This window comes from Streptomyces sp. NPDC053474, assembly GCF_044544845.1.
Taxonomy (GTDB): domain Bacteria; phylum Actinomycetota; class Actinomycetes; order Streptomycetales; family Streptomycetaceae; genus Streptomyces.
This window is the reverse complement of record NZ_JBITXV010000007.1, coordinates 198,790-222,549: the sequence shown is the minus strand read 5'-3', so window position 1 is coordinate 222,549 and position 23,760 is coordinate 198,790. Positions and strand designations below refer to the sequence as shown.

Annotated in this window: 17 protein-coding genes and 1 pseudogene; 9 read left to right on the top strand and 9 right to left on the bottom strand. The window is 73.0% G+C overall.

Annotated elements, in window-relative coordinates:
* Positions 1–46 precede the first annotated feature (46 nt).
* The 6 genes and pseudogenes from ACIG3E_RS18685 to glgB all read left to right on the top strand — a co-directional run bounded on the left by ACIG3E_RS18685 (position 47) and on the right by glgB (position 10,854).
* Entirely contained in the window at positions 47–1,243 is a 1,197-nt protein-coding gene (locus ACIG3E_RS18685) for a S8 family peptidase (protein ID WP_399617213.1), read from the top strand.
* 309 nt (positions 1,244–1,552) lie between these two features.
* A complete protein-coding gene (locus tag ACIG3E_RS18680) occupies positions 1,553–2,722 on the top strand; it encodes a S8 family peptidase (RefSeq protein WP_399617211.1) in 1,170 nt (389 codons plus the stop codon).
* A gap of 299 nt (positions 2,723–3,021) precedes the next feature.
* Positions 3,022–5,060, top strand: a pseudogene (locus ACIG3E_RS18675) (alpha-1,4-glucan--maltose-1-phosphate maltosyltransferase); the annotation flags it as partial.
* A gap of 1 nt (position 5,061) precedes the next feature.
* On the top strand, positions 5,062–6,789 hold the full coding sequence (gene treS / locus ACIG3E_RS18670) for a maltose alpha-D-glucosyltransferase (protein WP_399617209.1): 1,728 nt from the start codon (positions 5,062–5,064) through the stop codon (positions 6,787–6,789).
* 145 nt (positions 6,790–6,934) lie between these two features.
* Positions 6,935–8,365: a maltokinase gene (locus ACIG3E_RS18665; RefSeq protein WP_399617206.1), complete on the top strand. Its 1,431-nt coding sequence runs from the start codon at positions 6,935–6,937 to the stop codon at positions 8,363–8,365.
* A gap of 50 nt (positions 8,366–8,415) precedes the next feature.
* Positions 8,416–10,854 (top strand): 1,4-alpha-glucan branching enzyme, encoded by a 2,439-nt coding sequence (gene glgB / locus ACIG3E_RS18660; protein ID WP_399617203.1) that lies wholly within the window; start codon positions 8,416–8,418, stop codon positions 10,852–10,854.
* A 9-nt stretch (positions 10,855–10,863) separates the two neighbouring features.
* Here the strand turns inward: glgB and ACIG3E_RS18655 are convergent, their stop codons facing one another.
* The 7 genes from ACIG3E_RS18655 to ACIG3E_RS18625 form a co-directional block, all read right to left on the bottom strand.
* Complete coding sequence (locus ACIG3E_RS18655; RefSeq protein WP_399617201.1) at positions 10,864–13,116, bottom strand: HelD family protein; 2,253 nt, start codon at positions 13,114–13,116, stop codon at positions 10,864–10,866.
* 188 nt (positions 13,117–13,304) lie between these two features.
* Complete coding sequence (locus ACIG3E_RS18650; RefSeq protein WP_399617198.1) at positions 13,305–13,649, bottom strand: thioredoxin family protein; 345 nt, start codon at positions 13,647–13,649, stop codon at positions 13,305–13,307.
* Complete coding sequence (locus tag ACIG3E_RS18645) at positions 13,646–14,083, bottom strand: MerR family transcriptional regulator (RefSeq protein WP_399617196.1); 438 nt, start codon at positions 14,081–14,083, stop codon at positions 13,646–13,648. The genes ACIG3E_RS18650 and ACIG3E_RS18645 overlap by 4 nt, the downstream gene beginning before the upstream one ends.
* Positions 14,084–14,137: 54 nt before the next feature.
* Complete coding sequence (locus ACIG3E_RS18640) at positions 14,138–15,022, bottom strand: NAD(P)-dependent oxidoreductase (protein WP_399617193.1); 885 nt, start codon at positions 15,020–15,022, stop codon at positions 14,138–14,140.
* 86 nt (positions 15,023–15,108) lie between these two features.
* Complete coding sequence (locus ACIG3E_RS18635) at positions 15,109–16,752, bottom strand: AAA family ATPase (RefSeq protein ID WP_399617191.1); 1,644 nt, start codon at positions 16,750–16,752, stop codon at positions 15,109–15,111.
* 91 nt (positions 16,753–16,843) lie between these two features.
* Complete coding sequence (locus ACIG3E_RS18630) at positions 16,844–19,261, bottom strand: hypothetical protein (protein ID WP_399617189.1); 2,418 nt, start codon at positions 19,259–19,261, stop codon at positions 16,844–16,846.
* A gap of 67 nt (positions 19,262–19,328) precedes the next feature.
* The gene (locus ACIG3E_RS18625) at positions 19,329–21,005 is read right to left on the bottom strand and encodes an MFS transporter (RefSeq protein WP_399617186.1); all 1,677 of its coding nucleotides are present in this window, start codon (positions 21,003–21,005) and stop codon (positions 19,329–19,331) included.
* A 139-nt stretch (positions 21,006–21,144) separates the two neighbouring features.
* Between ACIG3E_RS18625 and ACIG3E_RS18620 the strand changes: the two genes are divergently transcribed.
* Positions 21,145–21,822 (top strand): TetR/AcrR family transcriptional regulator, encoded by a 678-nt coding sequence (locus tag ACIG3E_RS18620; RefSeq protein WP_399617184.1) that lies wholly within the window; start codon positions 21,145–21,147, stop codon positions 21,820–21,822.
* Here ACIG3E_RS18620 and ACIG3E_RS18615 read toward each other — a convergent pair.
* Positions 21,819–22,181 carry an ATP-binding protein gene (locus ACIG3E_RS18615; RefSeq protein ID WP_399617181.1) on the bottom strand — a complete coding sequence of 121 codons (363 nt, stop codon included), beginning with the start codon at positions 22,179–22,181 and terminating at the stop codon, positions 21,819–21,821. The two genes, ACIG3E_RS18620 and ACIG3E_RS18615, sit on opposite strands and share 4 nt — an antisense overlap.
* A 255-nt stretch (positions 22,182–22,436) precedes the next feature.
* Here ACIG3E_RS18615 and ACIG3E_RS18610 point away from each other — a divergent pair, with 255 nt between their 5' ends.
* On the top strand, positions 22,437–23,318 hold the full coding sequence (locus ACIG3E_RS18610; protein WP_399617178.1) for a helix-turn-helix domain-containing protein: 882 nt from the start codon (positions 22,437–22,439) through the stop codon (positions 23,316–23,318).
* A gap of 4 nt (positions 23,319–23,322) precedes the next feature.
* Positions 23,323–23,556: a DUF397 domain-containing protein gene (locus ACIG3E_RS18605; protein ID WP_399617176.1), complete on the top strand. Its 234-nt coding sequence runs from the start codon at positions 23,323–23,325 to the stop codon at positions 23,554–23,556.
* Here ACIG3E_RS18605 and ACIG3E_RS18600 read toward each other — a convergent pair.
* The gene (locus ACIG3E_RS18600; protein WP_399617174.1) at positions 23,527–23,751 is read right to left on the bottom strand and encodes a hypothetical protein; all 225 of its coding nucleotides are present in this window, start codon (positions 23,749–23,751) and stop codon (positions 23,527–23,529) included. The two genes, ACIG3E_RS18605 and ACIG3E_RS18600, sit on opposite strands and share 30 nt — an antisense overlap.
* Between the last annotated feature and the right edge of the window lie 9 nt (positions 23,752–23,760).

The following is a 23,760-nucleotide window of genomic DNA, read 5'->3' as shown; positions in this document are numbered from 1 at the left end:
CACAGGGCGTCGTCATCAGCCGTTTCCAGGGGAGGGAACGCACCACATGGACATGCATCACGCCAGACCCCGGCGCAGGGCGGGGGCCGTCGCGGCCGTCGCCGCGGTGGGCCTGCTGGCCGCCGCGACCCCGCCGTCGCACGCCGCTTCGGACACCGGGGGCGGGAGCCGGAGCAGCACGTACATCGTGACGCTCGAGCCCGGCACGAAGTCCACGTCCGGCGCGGGCAAGAGCCTCGCCGAGAAGTACGACGCGCGCATCCAGCACACCTACAGCGCGGCGCTCAACGGCTACGCCGTGCGCGCCACCGCCGCCGAGGCGCGCAAGCTCGCGGCCGACCCGTCGGTCACCGGTGTCGTCGCCGACCGGAAGGTCCACGTGGACCTGGGGGCGCGGGCCGCGGCCCGGCAGCCGAACCCGCCGTCGTGGGGCCTGGACCGCATCGACCAGAAGAGCCTGCCGCTCGACAAGTCCTACACCGCGCCGCGGTCGAAGGGCGCGGGCGTCACCGTCTACGTCATCGACACCGGCGTGCGCACCGCGCACAAGGACTTCGGCGGACGGGCCCGCTCCGGCTGGGACTTCATCGGCAACGACCCCGTCGCCCAGGACGCCCACGGGCACGGCACGCACGTGGCCGGAACCGTCGCGGGCACGAAGTACGGCGTCGCCAAGAAGGCCAAGATCGTGGCCGTGCGCGTGCTCGACGCGGAGGGCGGCGGCACCCTCGGCGGCATCATCGCGGGCGTCGACTGGGTGACCAGGAACGCGCGCAAGCCCGCCGTCGCCAACATGAGCATCGGCACCCCGGCCTTCGCCCCGCTGGACGCGGCGGTGCGCAAGTCCATCGCGTCCGGCGTCACCTACTCGGTGGCGGCGGGCAACGAGAGCGAGTCCGCGACGCGCTCCTCGCCCGCCCGGGTCAAGGAGGCCCTGACGGTCGGGGCGTCCGACCGGCGCGACAAGCGGCCCTCGTTCTCCAACTACGGCTCGCGCCTCGACCTGTTCGCCCCGGGCGTGGCGATCAAGTCCGCGTCCAACGCGAGCAACACGGCCACGGCGACGTACTCCGGCACGTCGATGGCGGCGCCGCACGTCGCCGGAGCGGCCGCGCTGTACCTCGCCGACCACCGCACGGCCAAGCCCGCCAAGGTCGGCAAGTGGCTCACCGACCGCTCGGCCAAGAACAAGCTGTCGGGCATCGGCGGGGGCTCGCCGAACCGACTGCTCCAAGTTAAGTAGCCCCGACCGGCGGCCCCCGGCAGGAATCCTCACCCCCTGCCGGGGGTCGGGGTCGTCACTCTGCGCGACCCGGCACCCAAGCCGCCCCTTGGCCCTTGGCCGCCCCTCCAGGGTTCCGCTCAAGTTGCACGTGTACGCCTACGGCAGGGCTCGGCGTGTACCCGAACCGAGACATCCCCCTGCTCGTACAGGCTTGTTGTGCTTCACCCGGACAGTCCACGCTTCAGGGACTCGCGACCTGACGCGGCCCGGACACGTGGCCGCCGCCCAGGGGAGGGAAGGTCGCGTCCAAGGGGAGGGAACCAGCACATGCAGTCGTCACACACGCGTCGTATACGGCGGGTCTCGGCCGTCACGGTCGTCGCTCTCGTCGGCGGCTTCGCCGCCGTCGCCCCGTCGTCGCAGGCCGCGCCCGACACCGCCGAGCACGGCTACGTCGTGACCCTGAAGTCGGACACCCGCGCGGCGTCCGCGGAGGGCAGGGACATCGCGGACGAGTACGGCGTGAAGATCAGCCGCACCTACCGCTCGGCGCTCAACGGCTTCGCCGTCAAGGCCAGCGCCGCCGAGGCCCAGCGGCTCGCCGCCGACCCGTCGGTCAGCGCGGTCAGCCCGGACATCACGCTCCACACGGACGCGCGCCAGATCAACCCGCCGTCCTGGGGCGAGGACCGCATCGACCAGCCCAAGCTGCCGCTCGACCGGACGTTCCGCTACCCGAACTCGGCGGGCGCGGGCGTCACCGTCTACGTCATCGACACCGGCGTACGCACCACGCACCGCGAGTTCGGCGGGCGCGCCCGCTCCGGCTTCGACTTCGTCGACAACGACCCGATCGCCGAGGACGGCAACGGCCACGGCACGCACGTGGCCGGGACCATCGCGGGCACGAGGTACGGCGTCGCCAAGAAGGCCCGGGTCGTGGGCGTGCGCGTGCTCAACAACCAGGGCTCGGGCACGCTGTCCGGCGTCATCGCGGGCATCGACTTCGTGACCCGCAACGCCCGCAAGCCCGCCGTGGCGAACATGAGCCTCGGCGGCTCCGCCAACGCCCAGCTCGACCAGGCCGTGCGCAACTCCATCGCGTCCGGCGTCACCTACTCCGTGGCGGCCGGGAACTCGGGCCAGCCCGCGAGCGGCACCTCGCCCGCGCGCGTCGCCGAGGCGCTCACGATCGGGGCCACCGACCGCGGCGACACCCGGCCCGCGTTCTCCAACTACGGCCTGAGCGTGGACATGTTCGCGCCCGGCGTGGGCATCACGTCGGCGTCCAACCTCAACGACAACGCCACCGCGACGCTCTCCGGCACGTCGATGGCGGCACCGCACGTCGCGGGGGCCGCGGCCCTGTACCTCGCCGACCGGCGCGGCGCGGCGCCGTCCGAGGTGATGCGGATGCTCGTCAACCGCACCGCGAAGAACCGGCTCATCAACGTGGGCCCCGGCTCGCCCAACCGACTGCTCCAGGTCAAGTCGTGACCGCCGGGTAGTCGGCGGCGCACACCGCCGCACCGTGGCCCCCGGCAGGCGCACCCGCCTGCCGGGGGTCCGTCGTTGCCGCGGTGGGGCGGCCGGGTCGCCCGGTCCCCCCGTGACCGGTCTTGTGGATGCCGTTACGCGCGAGTAGTTAACAAGGCGCCGGATTGCCCACCCGAGAAGCGTGGGAAGGCTCCACCGGTACGCGCGTGCACGCGTCCGCCGCAGCGGACGCCCGCGCGCACCCGCGGAACCCCTCCACAGCCGGAATCCGCCCACGCGCACGCGGAACAGGAGCGGTCATGCCCGAACCCCGCAAGGACGTAGAGGAGTTCACCTCCGTGCCGGTCACCGGAAGGATCCCCATCCTCGCCGTCGAGCCCGTGGTGCTCGGCGGCCGACGCCCCGCCAAGGCCGTCGTCGGCGAGACGTTCCAGGTCAGCGCCACCGTCTTCCGCGAAGGCCACGACGCGGTCGCCGCGAACGTGGTGCTGCGGGACCCGGCAGGGCGCGCGGGCCCCTGGACCCCGATGCGCGAGCTGGCGCCGGGCACCGACCGCTGGGGCGCCGACGTCACGCCCGACGCGCCCGGCGACTGGACGTTCGCCGTGCAGGCGTGGAGCGACCCCCTGGCGACCTGGCGGCACCACGCGGAGATCAAGATACCCGCGGGCATCGACACCGGCCTGGTCCTCCTGGAGGGCGCCCTGCTCTACGAGCGCGCCGCCGCCGGGGCGCCCCCCGAGCTGCGCGCACCCCTGCTAGCCGCCGTCGAGGCGCTGCGCGACACCACGCGCGCGCCCTCCGCCCGCCTCGCCGGGGCGCTGACCCCCCAGGCGGACGCCGTGCTCGCCGCCCACCCGCTGCGCGAACTCATCACCACCAGCGCGGAGTTCCCCCTGCGGGTGGACCGCGAGCGCGCGCTCTTCGGCTCCTGGTACGAGTTCTTCCCCCGCTCGGAGGGCGCGGTGGTGCGCCCGGGCCAGCCGCCCGTGTCCGGGACGTTCCGCACGGCCGCGCGGCGGCTCCCGGCGATCGCGGACATGGGCTTCGACATCGTCTATCTGCCGCCCATCCACCCCATCGGCACGACCTTCCGCAAGGGCGCCAACAACTCCCTGTCGGCCGGGCCGCACGACGTCGGCGTGCCCTGGGGCATCGGCTCCCCCGCGGGGGGCCACGACGCCGTGCACCCGGACCTGGGCACGCTCGACGACTTCGACGCGTTCGTGCGCGAGGCGGGCCGCCTCGGGCTTGAGGTCGCCCTGGACTTCGCCCTCCAGTGCTCGCCCGACCACCCGTGGGTGGAGAAGCACCCCGAGTGGTTCGCCCACCGCGCGGACGGCTCCATCGCGTACGCGGAGAACCCGCCGAAGAAGTACCAGGACATCTACCCCCTCCACTTCGACCGGGACCGGGCGGGCATCACCGCGGAGACGATCCGGCTGCTGCGCTTCTGGATGGGGCACGGCGTGCGTGTCTTCCGCGTGGACAATCCGCACACCAAGCCCGTCGCGTTCTGGGAGGAGGTCCTCGCCGACATCCACCGCACGGATCCGGACGTCCTCTTCCTCGCCGAGGCGTTCACGCGGCCCGCGATGCTGCGGACCCTCGCCGCGATCGGCTTCCACCAGTCGTACACGTACTTCACCTGGCGCAACGACAAGCGGGAGCTGACCGACTACCTCACCGAGCTGTCCACCGAGACCGCGCACTACCTGCGGCCCAACTTCTTCGTGAACACGCCGGACATCCTGCACGCCTACCTCCAGCACGGCGGGCCGCCCGCCTTCGCGGTGCGCGCCGTGCTCGCCGCCACGCTGTCCCCCACCTGGGGCGTGTACAGCGGCTTCGAGCTGTACGAGAACACTCCGCTGCGCCCCGGCAGCGAGGAGTACCTGCACTCGGAGAAGTACGAGCTGCGCCCGCGCGACTGGGCCGCGGCCGAGCGCGAGGGCCGCACCCTCGCGCCCCTCATCACCCGGCTCAACGCGGCACGGCGCGCCAACGCGGCCCTCGCCCGGCTGCGCGGCCTGCACTTCCACGAGGCGGACAACGACGCGGTGCTCGCGTACTCCAAGACCGTGCGGCACCCCGGCGGCTCGAACACGGTTCTGGTGGTCGTGAACCTCGACCCCCACCACACCCAGGAAGCCACGGTGTCGTTGAACATGCCACAGCTCGGCCTCGACTGGCACGAGTCCGTGCCGGTGCGCGACGAGCTCACCGGCGAGACCTACCACTGGGGCAGGGCCAACTACGTGCGCCTGGATCCGGGCGTCACGCCCGCGCACGTACTCGTCCTGCGACCGTCCTACCGCTGATCGGAGGGTCACCCACACATGATCGTCAACGAGCCCGTCCCGGACACCTTCGAGGACACCCCCGCGAAGGACCGCGATCCGGAGTGGTTCAAGCGCGCCGTCTTCTACGAGGTCCTGGTCCGCTCCTTCCAGGACAGCAACGGCGACGGCATCGGGGACCTCAAGGGCCTCACCGCCAAACTCGACTACCTCCAGTGGCTGGGCGTGGACTGCCTGTGGCTGCCGCCGTTCTTCAAATCGCCCCTGCGCGACGGCGGTTACGACGTCTCGGACTACACGGCGGTCCTGCCCGAGTTCGGCGACCTCGCGGACTTCGTGGAGTTCGTGGACTGCGCCCACCAGCGGGGCATGCGCGTGATCATCGACTTCGTCATGAACCACACCAGCGACCAGCACCCGTGGTTCCAGGCCTCGCGCAACGACCCCGAGGGCCCCTACGGCGACTACTACGTCTGGGCGGACGACGACAAGCAGTACCAGGACGCCCGGATCATCTTCGTCGACACCGAGGCCTCCAACTGGACCTTCGACCCGGTGCGCAAGCAGTACTACTGGCACCGCTTCTTCTCCCACCAGCCGGACCTCAACTTCGAGAACCCGGCCGTGCAGGAGGAGATCATCTCCGCCCTGCGGTTCTGGCTCGACCTCGGCATCGACGGCTTCCGGCTCGACGCGGTGCCGTACCTGTACGCGGAGGAGGGCACCAACTGCGAGAACCTCCCCCGCACCCACCACCTCCTCAAGCGGGTGCGCGCCGAGATCGACGCCCACTACCCGGACACCGTGCTCCTCGCCGAGGCCAACCAGTGGCCCGAGGACGTCGTGGACTACTTCGGCGACTTCGAGCACGGCGGCGACGAGTGCCACATGGCGTTCCACTTCCCGGTGATGCCGCGCATCTTCATGGCCGTCCGCCGCGAGTCGCGCTACCCCGTCTCGGAGATCCTCGCCAAGACCCCGCGCATCCCCTCGGGCTGTCAGTGGGGCATCTTCCTGCGCAACCACGACGAGCTGACCCTGGAGATGGTCACCGACGAGGAGCGCGACTACATGTACGCGGAGTACGCCAAGGACCCGCGCATGCGCGCCAACATCGGCATCCGCCGCCGCCTCGCGCCCCTCCTCGACAACGACCGCAACCAGATCGAGCTGTTCACCGCGCTGCTGCTCTCCCTGCCCGGCTCGCCGATCCTCTACTACGGCGACGAGATCGGCATGGGCGACAACATCTGGCTCGGCGACCGCGACGCCGTGCGCACCCCCATGCAGTGGACGCCCGACCGCAACGCGGGCTTCTCCTCCTGCGACCCCGGCCGCCTCTATCTGCCCACGATCATGGATCCGGTCTACGGCTACCAGGTCACGAACGTCGAGGCGTCCATGTCCTCGCCGTCCTCGCTCCTGCACTGGACCCGCCGGATGATCGAGATCCGCAAGCAGAACCCGGCCTTCGGCCTCGGCTCGTACACCGAACTGCCCTCGTCGAATCCGGCCGTTCTCGCCTTCCTGCGGGAGGCGCCGTCCACCGGCGCGGACGGCGGCGACGGCGACGACCTCGTCCTGTGCGTGCACAACTTCTCCCGCTTCGCCCAGCCGACCGAGCTCGACCTGCGGGTCTTCAACGGCCGCCATCCGGTCGAGCTGATCGGCGGAGTGCGCTTTCCGGCCATCGGCGAACTGCCGTACCTGCTCACCCTGGCGGGGCACGGCTTCTACTGGTTCCGGCTGCGCGAGGACCCGGCGTAAGGTCGCCGTGACAGTGCTGTGAACCCGCCCGCGGCAGGCGTGAGGCACGCCGTACCGGGCACTCGCCCACGGCACGCCCTTGCCCGGCACCCCCGGCACCTCCCCTTGACACCCCCCGTCGAGGGCGCGGAAAGGACACGACGCCATGTCGGAAGCCGCCACCCGCCCCAGTGCCCACGCCGGCGCGCTGATCGCGTCGCTCGACCCGCTGCTGCGCGGCTGGCTGCCGCGCCAGCGGTGGTTCGCGGGCAAGGGCCGCCCCGTCACCGGCTTCGAGCTCGTGTCGGCGGTGGAACTCCTGCCGCCGGGGGCGGACATCGGCCTCCTCCACCTGCTGATCCGGGTGCGCCAACCACTGCTCGCGGGCCCGGACGCGGCGGTCGAGCACGAACTGCCCGCCGACTGCTACCAGCTCCTGATAGGAGTGCGGGCCGAGCTGCCGCCGCCGCTCGCGCCCGCGCTCATCGGCCACGTCACCGAGGGCGCCCTCGCGGGCCTGACCGTGTACGAGGCGCTGCTCGACCCGCGCCTGACCGGGCTGCTCCTGGAGCGCCTGCGGATGCCGGGGCGGCTCGGCGTGCTGCGCTTCGCGCGCGCCGAGCACAGCGACATACCGCCCGGGCTCGCCCCGCGCACGTGCCGCGTCGAGCAGTCCAACTCCTCGCTCGTGTACGGCGACGCGTTCATCCTGAAGCTGTTCCGCCGGGTGGTGCCCGGCGTCAACCCCGACCTGGAGCTGCCGCTCGCCCTGGCCCGGCAGGGCTGCGCCCGCGTGCCCGCGCCCGCCGCCTGGCTGACGGCCGAGGGCGCCGACGAGCCGCTGGTGCTCGGCGTCCTCCAGCCCTATGTGCGCGGCGCGGGCGACGGCTGGGAGCTGGCCCTGAAGGCCCTCGCCAAGGGTGAGGACTTCGGCGCCGAGGCCCGGGCGCTCGGCCGCGCCACCGCCGAGGTGCACGCGGCCCTCGCCGCGGCCCTGCCCACCGTCTCGCTCGGCCGCGCCCAGGTGGAGTCGCTCGCCCGGGGCATGACGGAGCGCCTGGAGGCGGCCGCCCGCGCGGTGCCCGCCCTGCGCCCGTACGAGCCCGCGCTGCGCACCGCGTACCAGGCGCTCGCCGACCTCGGCACGCACGGCGGCACCGCGTGGACGGCCCAGCGCGTCCACGGCGACCTGCACCTCGGCCAGTGCCTGCGGGCGCCGTCCGGCGCCTGGTCCCTCATCGACTTCGAGGGCGAGCCCGCGCGGCCGCTCGCCGAGCGCCGCATGCCGCAGCCCACCGCCCGCGACGTCGCGGGCATGCTGCGCTCCTTCGACTACGCCGCCCGCTCCCACCGTCCGTGGTCCCCCCGCTGGGCGGACGCCTGCCGGGCCGCGTACTGCACCGGCTACGCCGACGTCTGCGGGCGTGACCCGCGCACCGAGCCGGTGCTCCTGCGCGCCCACGAGACCGACAAGGCGGTCTACGAGGCGGTGTACGAGGCCCGCCACCGCCCCGACTGGCTGCCGGTCCCCCTTGCCGCCCTCGACCAGCTCGCCGCGGACGCCGCGGGCCCGCGCCGCTCCGGCGACGTCCGCTGACCCCCGATCACCACGCCCTTCGCCCGCCCTTCGGACAGGAGGCCGCCTCCGTGACCCGCCGTCCCCGCTCCTCCGCCCCGCAGAACGAACCCGAGCCGGAGGTCACACCCCCGCGCAAGCAGGCCGCCAAGCGGGCCAAGCCGTCGAAGACGCCGCAGGCGGCGAAACCCGCCCGGCCGAAGAAGACGGCCGCCGCGAAGACGAAGGCCCCGGCGAAGCCGTCGGCGAAGGCCGTGGCGCGGCCCCCGGAGCAGCCCTCGCGGGCACCAAAGCCCCCGGCCCCCGCGGACCCACCGGCCCCCTCCCCCGTGCCCGATGCCGACCGCGTCCGGCTCCTGACCGGCACGCACCACGACCCGCACGGGGTGCTCGGCGCGCACGCCGTGCCCGGCGGGGTGGCGTTCCGCGCCCTGCGGCCGTACGCGCGCGCCGTGACCGCCGTGGTCGGGGACCTGCGCGCCGAACTGCTCGACGACGGCGACGGCTTCTTCTCGGCCGTGCTCCCGCTGCGCGAGGTCCCCGAGGAGTACCGCCTGCACATCACGTACGACGAGAGCGAGTGGGACACCCACGACGCGTACCGGTTCCTGCCCGCGCTCGGCGAGTTCGACCTGCACCTGATCGGCGAGGGGCGGCACGAGCAGCTGTGGGAGGCGCTCGGGGCGCACCCGATGACGCACCAGGGCGTCATCGGCACCCGCTTCACGGTGTGGGCGCCGAACGCGCTCGGCGTGCGCGTCGTCGGGAACTTCAACTACTGGGACGGCACCGGCTTCCCCATGCGCTCGCTCGGCGGCAGCGGCGTGTGGGAGCTGTTCGTGCCCTCGGTCGGCGAGGGCGAGCTGTACAAGTTCCAGATCACCCGGCCCGACGGCAGCATGACCTTCCGCGCCGACCCGCTGGCCCGCCGCACGGAGGCGCCCCCGGCGAACTCCTCCGTCGTGCACACCTCGCACCACGTGTGGCGGGACGAGGAGTGGCTGCGCCGCCGCCAGGAGACACCGGCGCACCGGGCGCCGTTCTCCGTGTACGAGGTGCACCTGCCGTCCTGGCGCCCGGGCCTCACCTACCGCCAGCTGGCCGAGCAGCTCCCCGCCTACGTCAGCGACCTGGGCTTCACGCACGTGGAGCTGATGCCGGTCGCCGAGCACCCCTTCGGCGGGTCCTGGGGCTACCAGGTCACCGGCTTCTACGCGCCGACGGCCCGGCTCGGCACCCCCGACGACTTCAAGTACCTGGTGGACGCGTTGCACCGGGCCGGGATCGGCGTGCTCATGGACTGGGTGCCCGCCCACTTCCCGCGCGACGACTGGGCGCTCGCGGAGTTCGACGGGCGGCCGCTGTACGAGCACGAGGACCCGGCGCGGGCCGCCCACCCCGACTGGGGCACCCTCGAATTCGACTACGGCCGGGCGGAGGTGCGCAACTTCCTGGTGGCCAACGCCAGTTACTGGTGCGAGGAGTTCCACATCGACGGCCTGCGCGTGGACGCCGTCGCCTCCATGCTCTATCTCGACTACTCGCGCGAGCACGGCCAGTGGACGCCGAACGTGCACGGCGGCCGCGAGAACCTGGACGCGGTGGCCTTCCTCCAGGAGATGAACGCCACCGTCTACCGCCGCTCGCCCGGCGTGGTCACCATCGCCGAGGAGTCCACGGCGTGGGACGGCGTGACCCGCGCGACCCACCACGTCGGCCCCGGCGGCTTCGGCGGCCTCGGCTTCGGCCTGAAGTGGAACATGGGCTGGATGCACGACTCGCTGGGCTACATGGCGAAGGACCCCGTCCACCGCAAGCACCACCACCACGAGATGACGTTCTCGATGGTGTACGCGTACAGCGAGAACTACGTGCTGCCCATCTCGCACGACGAGGTCGTGCACGGCAAGCGGTCCCTGGTGTCGAAGATGCCGGGCGACTGGTGGCGGCAGCGGGCGAACCACCGGGCGTACCTGGGCTTCATGTGGGCCCACCCCGGCAAGCAGCTCCTCTTCATGGGGCAGGAGTTCGCCCAGGGCGCGGAGTGGTCGGAGAGCCACGGCCCCGACTGGTGGCTGCTCGATCCCGCGTACGGGGCGGAGGCGGACCACCGGGGCGTACGGGACCTGGTCCGCGACCTCAACACCCGCTACCGGGCCGAGCCCGCCCTGTGGCAGCGGGACACCGAGCCGGGCGGCTTCGCCTGGGTCCTCGGCGACGCCGCCGAGGACAACGTCTTCGCCTTCCTGAGGCACGGGGCCGAGGGCACCTCGCCCCTGCTGTCCGTCTCCCACTTCTCCCCCGTGGTCCGGCACGCGTACCGGATCGGGGTGCCGGAGGACGTCACCGCGTGGGTGGAGGTCCTGAACACCGACGCGGAGGCGTACGGAGGCTCCCACACCCTCAACCCCGACCCCCTGAAACCCACCCCCGACCCGGCCCACGGCCACCCCGCCTCCCTGCTCCTCACCCTCCCGCCCCTGTCCACGATCTGGCTGCGCCCGGCCTGACGACGGCCGTCAGCCCGTGGCCAGGCCCGGGGGCAGGGTGTCCGGCAGGTCGGTCGTGTGGAGCAGGGCCAGGCGCTGGGTGGGGCGGGTCAGGGCCACGTACAGGTCGCTGGCGTCGAAGCGGGACGGCTCGACCACGAACACCGTGTCGAACTCCAGGCCCTTGGCCTGCCTCGGGTCGAGGAGGACGAGGGGCCGGGTGAGGTCAGGGGCCTCCCCCGCGGTCACGCCGGGCAGCTTCAGGGCGAGCTCCTCGTGGAGGTCACGGGGGGCGATGACCGCGAGCCGTCCCTCGGCGGGGGCCGCTGCGACGGCCTGGGCGACGGCGGCCGCGAGCTCGCCGTCGGGCACGCGCCGCGCCCAGGGCTCCACGCCGGTGGCCCGGACGGACCGGGGCGGCTCGAAGCCGGACCGCCCGGCCCTGCGGGGGACCTCCGCCGCGAGGGCCATGATCTCCGCGGGCGTGCGGTAGTTGACGCCGAGGCGCGTGAACTCCCACCGGTCCTCGACGTAGGGCGCGAGGATGTCCGCCCAGGAGCCGACTCCCCCGGCCTCCGCCGTCTGCGCGGGGTCGCCGACGAGCGTCATGGACCGCGTCGGGCAGCGCCGCATGAGCAGCCGCCAGGCCATCGCCGACAGCTCCTGCGCCTCGTCGACGATGATGTGCCCGAAGGCCCAGGTCCGGTCGGCGGCGGCCCGCTCGGCCGCGCTGCGGTGGTCGGCCTCCTCGTGCCGCTCGGCCATCCGCTCGGCGTCGATGATGTCGTGCGCGAGCAGGACCTCGGCGTCCTCCTCGTCCTTGTCCTCGAACTCGTACGTACGGGACGCGTACGACACGTCGAGCACGCCCTGCGCGTAGGCGACCTGCCGCTGCCGCTCCGCCTCCGCGCGGGCCAGGGCCGCGCTGTCGTCCTTGCCGAGCAGCTCGGCGGCCTCGTCGAGCAGCGGCACGTCGGCGGGCGTCCAGGCCGCGCCGGGGGCCCGGCGCACGGCGGCGGCGTCCGCGTCGGACAGGTGGACGGGCTCCTCCAGATAGTCGGTGACGAACCGCTGCGGGGTGAGCGCGGGCCACAGCTCCTCGATCGCCGCGTGCACCTCGGCGCTGGCCGCGATGCCCTTGCCGAGCTGGGCGATGTCGTCGGGCCCGAGGAAGTTGGGCCCGCCGTACGGGTCGTGGCCGATGCGCTCGGCGAGCTGCGCGGTGAGCGCGTCGATGATGTGGAAGGCGAACGTGGGCCGCGCGAGGTTGTGCGGCAGGTCGGCCTCGCGGGCCGCCGCGCGCGCCTCGTAGGCGATCTCCCAGTCCAGGACGAGGTCGCCGTCGTCGTGCTCGATGATCAGCGGCGCCCCGGGCTCGGGCAGCCGCTGGCGGTCCTCCAGGGCCCGCTTGAGCACGTCGGCCATGGCGGCGCGGCCCTTGACCTCGGCCGCGGCGGGCGTGTCCGTGCCGGTCGCCGTCACCCCGGGGAACAGCTCGCCGAGCGAGGCGAGCAGCACCCCGGTCTCGCCGAGCGCGGGCAGCACGTCGCTGATGTAGCCGAGGAAGGCCGGGTTGGGCCCGACGATCAGGACGGCCCGCTTGGCGAGCAGCTCCCGGTGCGCGTACAGCAGGTACGCGGCGCGGTGCAGCGCGACGACGGTCTTGCCGGTGCCGGGGCCGCCCTCGACGACCAGGACACCCCGGTGCGGGGCGCGGATGACGCGGTCCTGCTCCGCCTGGATGGTCTGCACGATGTCCTGCATGCGGCCGGTGCGCGCGGAGCTGAGCGCGGCGAGCAGCACCTCGTCGGCGTCGGCGCTCTCGTGCCCGGTGCGCGTGGTGTCGTCGAGGTCGAGGATCTCGTCGTGCAGGTCGGTGACCTCGCGGCCCCGGGTGGTGATGTGCCGCCGTCTGCGCAGCCCCATCGGGGTGTGCCCGGTGGCGAGGTAGAAGGGGCGCGCGACGTCCGCGCGCCAGTCGATGACGAGCGGCGTGCGCTCCGTGTCGGAGGCGCGGATGCCGATCCGCCCGATGTGGTGGTCGCGGCCGTCGCGGAACGCGAGCCGCCCGAAGCACAGCCCGTTCTCGCTGGAGTCGAGCGCGGCGAGCAGCCCGGACCGCTCGGCCACCAGGACGTCGCGCTCCAGGCGCGCCTGGAGGCCGTTGCCGACCTGTTGGAGCGACGCGCTCACGGCGGACTCGGCCTCCGCGCGCAGCGCGTCGAGGCGCGCGTACAGCCCGGAGACGAATTGCTGCTCTTCCCGCAATTCCTCGGTTGACAATTCAGCCCCTCGCCAGATACAGTGCCGTTATAAAGATTCCCGCAGTACTCGTGCGTCCAAATGCGCAGGGCAATGCGAAAGAATCCACTATACGCAGAGAAAAGCCCCGGACGTCAATGACGCCCGGGGCTTTTCTCCTGTTCAGGCACCGACTCCGGCAGGTCGGCCGCGTCCGGCCGCCGCAGGGCTCAGAGCACGCCCGCCCCCGCCAGCTCCGCCACCAGCTTCCGCTTCGCCCGGGCCCCGACGGACTGCCACACCGGCTCGCCGTCGCGGAACACCATCAGCGTCGGCGTGGACAGCACGCCATAAGCGACCGTCGTCTCCGGATTGCGGTCCACATCGATCTGCACCACCTTCAGACGCTCCGCCTCCTCCGCGGCCAGCGCGCCGAGCACCGGCGTCAGCTGCCGGCACGGCCCGCACCACTCGGCCGTGAACTGCACGAGCACCGGCCGCTCACCGCTCAGCACCTCGAATCCGAAATCTCCGTCCGTCACCTCGGCCACGCCTTCGGCCCGCACACCGCTCATGTCCGTCCACCCCTCACGTCGCTCAGTTCGCACCGCGGCTCCGGACCGCCCGGAGCCTTTGCGTCGGCGGCCAGCTCCGCCAGCGCGCGCTCGGCCCGCGCCAGCTGCGCGCCGACCTGCGCGCGCACCGCGCCCAACTCCCCGATCAGGGCGTCGAGTTCGGCCAGCTTGCTGCGGTACACCGCGACCGACGCCGGACAGGAGTCCCCCGCCGGGTGCCCGGACCGCAGGCACTCCACGAACGGCCGGGTCTCCTCCAGGTCGAAGCCGAAGTCCTGGAGCGTCCTGATCTGCTCCAGGAGCCGGACGTCGGCCTCGTCGTAGGTGCGGTGGCCGTGGCCGTCGCGCCGCGCGGGCAGCAGCCCGCGCGACTCGTAGTACCGCAGGGTCCGCGTGGTCGTTCCCACGCGGGACGCCAGTTCGCCGATGCGCATGCCGCGACCGTAACCCTTGACGTCGGGGTCAAGGCCAGCCCTGGTGGCCGGACCTCAGGGCTTGCGGACCGCCTCCACCGTGGCCGTCCAGTTGTCGGCGCCGTGGCCGAGGTCGACGCCGCGCCGGGCCACCCCGTTCACGGCGCGCAGCACCGAGACGTCGAGGCCGCGGCGCTCGGCGGCGTGCACGATGTGGTCGATGCCCGCCACCTCCATCGCGAGGTTCGCCTCCGCGCCCGGATAGCTGCCCGAGTCGATCTGCTCCGCCATGTCGTCCACGAGGGACGTGACGAGACCGGCGTTGGCCTTGATGAAGGGGGCGATCGCGGCGGCCGGGACGCCGTCCGCCGCCGCCAGCGCGAAGGCGTGCACGGCGCCGGACATCGTGGTCCAGAAGTAGTCGAGCAGCGACAGGTCGTAGACGGCGGCGAGGCCGTGGTCATCGCCGACGTACGTCGTGTGCCCGCCGAGCGCCTTGAGCGCCGCCTCGTGCTTGTCGTACGTGGCGCGCGGGCCCGCGTGGAAGAGCAGCGCGTCCGGCGTGCCGATGACGGGCGTGGGCACCATGACCGCGCCGTCCAGATAGTCGATGCCCGCCGCGGCGGCCCAGGCCGCGGTGGCGCGGGCACGCTCCGGAGTGTCGGAGGTGAGGTTCACCAGGGTGCGCCCGGCGAGCTCGGCGGCGAGGGGTTCGAGGACGGCCGCCGAGGCGTCGTAGTCGACGACGCACACGACGACCAGGTCGCTCGCGCGCACGGCGTCGGCGGCGCTCGCCGCGCGCACCGCGCCCCGGGCCACGAGGTCCTCGCCCTTGCCCGCGGAGCGGTTCCAGACGGTCGTCGGGTGACCGGCGTCGAGGAAGGCACCGGCGAGGGCCCGGCCCATGGCGCCGAGGCCGATGACGGTGACGGGGGTCTTGGGGTGGGTGTCGTTCTGCATGCCTCCATGCTTGGTGAGTACGGAGGGCACCACAAGTACTGACTATTTCGTGCGGTACTCACCAACTGGTAAGCATGGAGGGCGTGTCAGCGCAGCGGGCGGTACGACGCCCTGGTGAAGAAGGCGCCGCCGTTGTCGCCGAGGCGCCCCGGGCCGGGGAGGCGGTCGGGCAGGTCCCTGGCGCTGAGACCGGGGCCGCCGTCGTCATCGTCGTCGTCATCGTCGTCGCCCCCGTACCCGTCGTCGTACCCATCGTCCTCGTCGTCGTCCTCGTCGTCGCCCGGTACGCCGAGCAGGCGGCGCGTCAACAGGTCGCGGTCCGAGAGGAGTTCGTCCAGGGCGGTGCGGACGTCGTCCACCTCCGTGCGCGGCGCGTCGCGCTCGGCGGCGATGAGGACCGCCCGCCGGACGAGCTCCTTGGTGAAGGACGCCGTGGTGCCCGCCATGCGCTCGACGATCTCCTCGGTGACCGCGTCGTCCAGGCCGAGCCCGCCGCCGTACAGCGCGAGGAGCCTGCGGCGGCCCTCCGCGTCGGGCAGCGGGATCTCCACCGCGAGGTCGACGCGGCCCGGGCGCTGCACGAGCGCGGGCTCCAGGAGGTCGGCGCGGTTGGTGGTGAGCAGGAAGGCCACGTCGGCGTCGTCGCCGAGGCCGTCCATCTCGTTCAGGACCTGGAAGAGCAGGGGCTGTTCGCCGTCCCCGTAGTCCCGGGCCTCGGCGATCAGGTCGCAGTCCTCCAGGACGACGAGGGCGGGCTGGAGCATGCGGGCGAGCGCGCAGGCCGGGCCGATCGCCCTGATCGTGACGCCGGAGAGCAGGACGACGGTGAAGTCGGGCATGCCGGAGAGCAGATACCGGACGGTGTGGGTCTTGCCCGTCCCCGGCGGCCCGTACAGGAGTAGACCGCGCCGCAGGTGCTGGCCCGCGGCGAGCAGCCGCTCGCGCTGCCGGGCCACGCCCACGACGTGCCGCTCGACGCGGTCGAGGAGCCCGTCGGGCAGGACGATGCCCTCGCGGTCCAGGTCCGGGCGCCGGTGGAAGCGGAACGGGCCGAGGCCGTCGCTGAAGTCACCGCCTTCGAAGGACAGGACCTGGCCCCGCAGCACGTTGAGCTCGCGCACCAGGTCGTCGATCCCGGCGAGCAGCCGCTTGGCGGTGTCGCGGTCCTCCGCGAGGACTTCGAGCTGGACCTTCTCGTTGCCGTACTCGTCGCTCGGGCCGCGCAGGAGCACGACGCAGCGCTCCTCGCGGCCGTCCTCGGTGCGCTCGGTGCCGAGGTAGAACCCGAAGGACACACAGGCGAGTTCGGCGTCCGGGGAGACGGGCAGGTGCGCGTAGTCGACGGCGCCGATCACGAACCTGTCGTAGCGGCTCGCGGATTCGAGGATCTCGGAGAGCGTGTAGTGACCGCGCTGGTCGGCGCCGGTCATGCCGATCAGTTCGTACGCGCGCGACTCGGCGGCGAACCAGCGCTCCAGGGCGAGGTGCACGTTCGGATGGTCGTAGGGCGCGTAGGCGGCCTTCACGACCGGGGTCTGGCCCGGCTCGACGCCGAGGTGGGCGCGCAGGCGCGCGGTGAGGTCGCGCTCGCCGCCGCGCGCGTCGCGCGGGCGCCGCGCCACCGCCTCGACGAACTGCGTGAACAGCTCGCCGACCCGCTCCAGTTCGGCCTGTTCCCTCCCCGGCGCGCCCTCGTCGCCGGGGCCGCTGGAGACGATCCGTGTGGTCATGGGTGCACTCCCCCGTCGCGCCACGGCCGCTGGTCGGGCGGCCCGGTGACGCTCAGCGTGGCCGCGCCCGCTCGCCGCCGTCAACGCGATTTCAGGGGCGGGGGGCGCGGGGGTTGCGTACCAGCCACGCGTGCAGCTCGCTGTGGCGGAACTGGTAGTCGCCGCCGACGATGCGCAGGAGACCGGCGTGGTAGGCCCAGGTGGTGAAGGCGTCGGTGCGCGGCGGGATGCGCCCCAGGAGCGCGGCGGCGAGCCACACCAGAAGGACGTCGAGCAGCGTGCCCGCGCTCGCCGCCACCCAGATCACGGCCACGCCGACGACACCGGCGAACCCGAGGAGACCCTCCCCCGCCACGCCCACGGCGTACGGGACGACCACCATGGCGAGCCACCCGGGCAGCCGCAGCACGCGCCCGACGCGCCGCACCCCGCGCCAGATCCGCCCCGCGGAGCCCGACCCGAGGAACAGACAGCCGAGGACGCAGTAGGCGATAAACCCCACCGCGGCGCCGCCCCACGGCCCGCCGCCGGGCCCGATGCTCTCGGGCACCGTCGCCACCAGGTACATGCCGAACCCCGCCGTGAGGGCGAAGCCCGTGGTGCCGGTCGAGTCCCACAGGAAGGCCCCGACGATCCAGATGCCGATGAGGGAGGCGATGAGCACCGGCGGGTCCTGGACCTCCTCCGACACGAACCCCATCGACCAGCCGACCAGGGGCAGCAGCACGCATCCGGCGAGGCTCCGGACGTCCGTGTGGGCGACCGTGTTCTCGCTCCCCGCGAGGGCCACGCAGGAGCCGAAGCAGACGACGGCACCCGCCACGTACGACGTGGGCTCGGGGGCCCACGCCAGCCAGCCCGCGACCGGGCTCGCGGCGCCGACGACGAGCAGGACCGGCAGCAGGAGGGTCCAGGACGCTATCTCTCCCCACAGCGCGGTGAACTGCCAAAGGCGTCTGCCCAGGCCCAGGTGCGCGCCGCGCACCCGCTCCGGCGGAGTGAAGATCAGCGCGTCGGTCACCGCCGCCACGAACAGGGCTCCGGCGAGCGCTCCCACCACCCCGGCGACCACCGTGGACACCACGACGCCGTGTGGGTGGTCCCACCAGCGGGCGGGGAAGAGCCCTTCCGTCAACCGCCCCCACACGAGCGCCGACCCGAGCGCCAGCGTCATGACCACGCCTCCGAGCACCCGCGCCCGCGCCACCCCGAGCGCCTCGCCGATCGACGAGAGCTTCCCTTCCTCCCCGGCCATGTGGTGCAGCCACTGGTGCACGCGGGCGGGCTCGTACTCCGCCTGACGGCCCCAGGGCGACTCCGTCGCGACGACCCGCTGCCGGGCCTGGCGCGCCGCCGTGTTCGCGGCCCGCGTGGCCGCCGGGATGTAGTGGGCCAGGAGGTGCTCGCGGACCTCGTCCGCCGTCGCGAGGTGCGCAAGGGGCTGCGCCTGGCCCTGGGCGGCCTCCCCGTACACGGCGTACGCGAGCCCCAGGTAGAAGGGCGAGCTGAGCGCCTGGGCCACGGCCTCGCCCGCGCCGTCGAGCAGCGCGTCCAGCGGCGAGCCCCGGCCGTCGGACCGCTTCTCGACGTAGGAGCGGGCCTCGTCGACGTCGACGCCCGCGATGCGCAGCAGCGCCGACTGCCGCAGCCAGGCGTAGCGCTCGGACAGCTCCGTGTACCGCTGGGCGCGGCAGGTCAGTACGACGGGCGCGCTGCCGTCCACGGACTCGTAGGCGTTCAGCTCCTCCAGGGCCCGCTGCGCGCGGCCCGGCTCCGGCCCGGTGACGTCCGCGTCCATCTCGTCGAGCCCGTCGAGTACGGGGATGACGAGGCGGCGCGCGACGAGGTCGGCGGCGGTGCGCTCGCGCAGGCCGTACACCTTCACCAGGCTGTCCGTCAGCCAGCGTTCGAAGCCGCCCACGGTCCGCCAGCGGCCCCACCAGCGCCGGTGGGTGCGCGGTGCGGGCAGGTCCCCGATGGCAAGGCGCACGGGCACCGCGTCGGCGGGCCCGCGCGCGGCGAGCAGCCGGACCACGAGGTGCACGGCGAAGACCGTCTTCCCCGCGCCGGGCGCCCCGGTGACGACCAGGCGGCCCGGCGCGGCGCAGTACCAGGCCGCCACGTCGGAGAGCCGCTGCGGCCCCGGCGGTTCGGCGCCGCCCTGCCGGGGTGTCACCTCGACGCGCAGGTCGATCAGGTGGGCGCCGCCGCCGAGCATGTGCGCGCGCTCGGCGACCTCGATCTCGCGCACCGCCGCGGCGAGGGAGTCGAGCGCGGCGGCCCGGGCGTCCGTCGCCTGCTGGAGGCGGAGCGCGCTGAGGCTGACGGCCGCGCCGACGAGGATGCCCAGGATGCCGACGGGAAGCCCCAACACCCCGGAGACGTCCTGGGGTTGGAGCCCGCCGCGGGCCACGGACAAGCCCGCCCAGACGCAGCCCGCGAGCAGGACCACGACGCCGCCGCCGAGCAGCAGGCGGATGCCCGCGGGACCGGGCCTTCCCGTTTCCATGGGTCAGCATCATGGCAAGGCGCTGATCGCCGGGCCACCGGTTCGACGAGGTCGCGCGGCCCCGGTGTCAGGCCTGTGACACGGGTTCCTTCGCGGGGTCGGGCGCGGGCACGGGCTCCGCGGGCGTGCGCCGCTTCCCCGGCAGGAGCACCGCCACGATCAGCGTGCCGACGCCGAGGACGACCGCGCCGACGAGGCTGGTGTGGGCCACCGCGTCGGAGAACGAGGTGCCCACGGCGTGCTTCATCTGCTCGGCCCCTTGGGCGAGTTCGGCGGCCTGGGCCTTCAGTTCGGCGGCCTTCCGCGGGGAGCTGGTGCCCGCGGCCTGCTCGGCGAGGCGCCGCGCCTGCTGCCCGATCGCCTGGGCGACGCCGCCGCCCGCGCCGACGGAGTCCTGGGCCTGCGCCAGGGCGGACGCCGGGAGCTTGCTGCCCGCCGTCTCGTCGGCGAGGCCGTCGGCGTACGAGGTGCCGAGGACCGAGCCGAGGACGGCGATGCCGAGGGAGCCGCCCAGTTCGAGCGAGGTGTCGTTGACGGCGCCGCCGACGCCGAGCTCCGCCTCGGGGAAGGCGCCCATGATGGCGTCCGTGCAGGGCGAGACCGCGAGCCCCATCGACAGGCCGAGCACCACGAGGGGCAGCACGAAGTCCCCGTACGTGGAGGCCGCGTCGGTGGCCGTGAGCAGGGCCATGGCCGTGGTGCCGCCGACCATGCCCGTGGTGACCATCACCTTCGCGCCGAGCCTCGGCGTGAGGAAGCCGGTGAGCGCGGAGCCGACGAAGACCGCGCCCGCGAGCGGCAGCATGCGCACGCCCGTCTCCAGCGGGTCGTACTCCAGGACGAACTGGAGGTGCTGGGTGAGGAAGTAGAAGGCGCCGAAGGCGGCCACGAAGAACAGGCCCACGGCGAGGTTGGAGCCGGAGAAGCCGCGCCGGGCGAACTTGCGGACGTCCAGGACGGGGCGCGGGTGGCGCAGCTCCCAGGCGACGAAGACGACGAGCCCGACGGCGGCGACCACGGCCGCGGTGACGGCACCGGCGCCCCAGCCGAAGCCGGGCCCCTCGATGATCATGTAGATGAGCGCGCCGATCCAGACGACGGACAGCAGCCCGCCCACGTAGTCAATGCGTCCCACCGCCGAGGACTTCGACGGCGGTACGAGGACGAAGGCTCCGGCGATCGCGACGGCCGCCACGGGGACGTCGATGAGGAAGGTCGACGCCCAGCCGTAGTGCCGCAGGAGCACGCCCGCGATCAGCGGGCCCGCCGCGATGGCGATGCCGGAGGTGGCCGCCCACAGCGTGATCGCCTTGGCCCGCTCCTCGCGCGGGAACGTCGAGGCGAGCAGCGAGAGCGTCGCGGGCATGATCATCGCCGCGCCCACGCCCATCGCGCCGCGCGCGACGATGACGGCCGTCGAGCTGTCGGCGAGCGCGCCCGCCGCCGCGCCCGCGCTGAGCACGAACAGCCCGAGCACGAGCGCGCCGCGCCGGCTGTACTTGTCGCCGATGGCGCCGAAGAGCAGCATCAGGGCGGCGTACGGAACGGTGTACGCGTCGATGACCCATTGCAGGTCGGAGCTGCTGAGGTCGAGGTCGCGGGTCATGTCGGGCGCCGCCACCGTCAGGGCGGTGTTCGCCATGACGGCGATCAGCAGGCTCAGACACAGCACGAGCAGCGCCCACCAGCGGCGGGCGTAGGGCCGGTCCATCCGCTCCACCGGCTCATTGATCAACAAGGGCATCGGGGTCACCCCTCGGGGTACGTCGGGCACAGGAACTTGCACACCACTGTGTAATTGCACGTCGCTGTGCAATGTAGCCCATGAGCAGCCTTCTTGCACAGCGGTGTGCAGTTCGATGAAACGGCGGCACAATGGCGCCATGAGCCGTACGAAGCCGACGCCGCCGCGCACCGGGGCCGCCGGGCCCGCCGCCACGGGCACCGTGACCGCCGCCACGGCCCGCGCCGACGCCAACCGCCGCCGCATCCTCGACGTCGCCCACACCGAGCTGACCCGGGACCCGGACGCGTCCATGGACCAGATCGCCCGGGGCGCCGGGGTGGTGCGCCGCACGGTCTACGGCCACTTCCCGAGCCGCGAGGCGCTGGTCACCGCCCTCCTCGACGAGGCCGTCGAAGCGGTGATGGCCGCGCACTCGGCCGCCTACGCGGACGCCGACGACCCGGCCCGCGCCGTCGCCGCCGCGATGCTCGGCGTCTGGCGCGTCACCGACCGCTACCGCCTGCTGCTCTCGCTGGCCCAGCGCGCGGTGACCATGGACGGCATCCGCGAACGGCTGGCCCCCATGCACGCGGCGGGCGTCGCGATGTTCCAACGCGCCCTGGACGAGGGCCGGTTCACCACCACGGTGCCGCCGCGCGCCCTGGTCTACGTCCTGGAGAGCATCGTCTTCGGCCTGATGGAGGCGGTGAACGACGGCGCGATCGACTCAACCGAGGCGGGCCGCGCGGCCCCCATCACGTTCCTGACAGCAGCGGGCCTACCCCACGAGGAGGCCACGGCCCTGGTGAACGAGCTGGCCTCGGACCTCTCCTAGCCCCTGCGGAGCAGCAGCGCGCGGACCGTCTTGCCGTGGTTTTGGCGGGGGAACCAGCCCAGTTCCTCGGCCAGTTGGCGTACGACGAGCAGCCCCCGACCGCCCTCCCCCTGCGGGGCCGCCGACTCGAAGCCGGGGAACTCCCCCACCGGGTCGGACACGTCGACGACCAGCCCGCCGTTCGCCGTCACGGCGAGCCGCAGCCACAGGTGGTGACCCGTGACGTGCCCGTGCCGGGCGGCGTTGGCGACCAGCTCGGACACGACGAGCACGGCGTCGTCGACGTCCCCGCCCCATCCCCATGCAGCGAGCCACCCCCGCGTGCCCTTTCGGGCGAGGGCTGCGGCTGTGGGGGTCATGGGGTAGCTCGTGGACCAGGTGTGGAGCGGGTGCGCGGATGGTGGGTGCGAGGAGGGAGGTGCCGTGGGGTTGGTCATGCCGATTACGGTTGCGCCCCGCCGCGTTCGACTGCAATCGAAAGCCCAATGAATATCCAGCGGAGGAACATTGGACTATGCCTGGATCCGCGCAAGCGCCTGCGCGGGCGCGACAGCGAGTGCCACACTCGCCGCACGGCAACCACTGGCACACACAGCGCGACGAGAGCGAGCAGCATGGCGGCGAAGCGCGGGCGCACCAGTCAGCGCCTGGAATTGGGCCTACAGCTAAGGCAGTTGCGCGAGAGCTGCGGGCAGAGCGAGAGTGGCGGCGGACTCACCCGGAAGCAAGCCGTCCAGGGCTTGAAGATCTCCGAGACCTCACTGCAACGGATCGAGACGGGCGCCCTCAACTTCCGGAACGTGGGCGACTTGCGCAGGCTGCTGACCAAGTACGGCGTCACCGACGAGGAGGTCATCAACTCCCTCATCAACCTCAACCGGGAGTCATCCACGCAGGATTGGCTTACGCAGTACCGGGGCCCCATGCCGCCCGAGTTGCCTGCCTTCGTCGGCCTCGAGCCGGAGTCGCGCAGCATGAAGGCGTATCACCCCACGCTGGTGCACGGGCTCCTCCAAACCGAGCGGTACGCCACCGCGCTGCACGAGGTGCAGAAGCCCGTCGAGGAGACGCCGTCGGACCTCATCCGAAGTAGCGTGGAACTGCGTATGAAACGCCAGGAGATCCTCACCCGCGAGAACCCGGTCAAGTTGCACGCCATCCTCGGCGAAGCCGCCCTGCGATATCCGGTCGGGGGCGCTGACGCGATGCGCGAGCAGTACGCGAAGCTGGTGGAGGTGTCGGCTCTGGAACACGTGACGCTCCAGGTCCTGCCGTTCCGGTGGGGATACCGCACCACCAACGACTTCGCGATCCTCGATCTGGGCGACCGCATCCCGCCCCGGGTGCAGATCGACAGCGCCTGGAACGCCGTCTCCACCTCGGACAAGCCCCGCGAAGTCGCCCGCTTCACACGGCGGTTCGACGCGATGGTCGCCTCGGCACTGCCCCCCGAGGACACCGCCGACTTTCTGCACCGACTAGAGCGAGAGCTGTGACCCCATGAACGCTTGCTTCAACGCACCGGACCTCGCCCCCGAAGGGGGCTGGTTCAAGTCGTCGTACAGCGACGGCACGCCCAGCAGCTGCCTAGAGGTCGCCGACCTCACCCGCCAAGCCCGCGGCAGCGCGGGGGTCGGCATACGTGACTCCAAGGACCCCGCAGGGCCCGCCCTGCTGCTCGGGCTCCCCGCCTGGAAGGCGTTTCTAGCGGGGCTCGCCCCCAGCGCGGGGTGACCGCGGGCGGTGCAGGTGGGGCGGCAGGTCGTCCCACTGCGGCCCCAGGCGGTAGCCGGAGGTGTGGACGCAGTCCGGGCACACGTACTGCGTGCACCAGCTGCCGCCCCGGCAGCGGACCTCGCCCACGGGTATCGGGGCGGTGGTCCAGTGGCCGCAGACGCCGAGCACTCGGTCGGGGAGAGCAGTACGCATGAGGGTGGT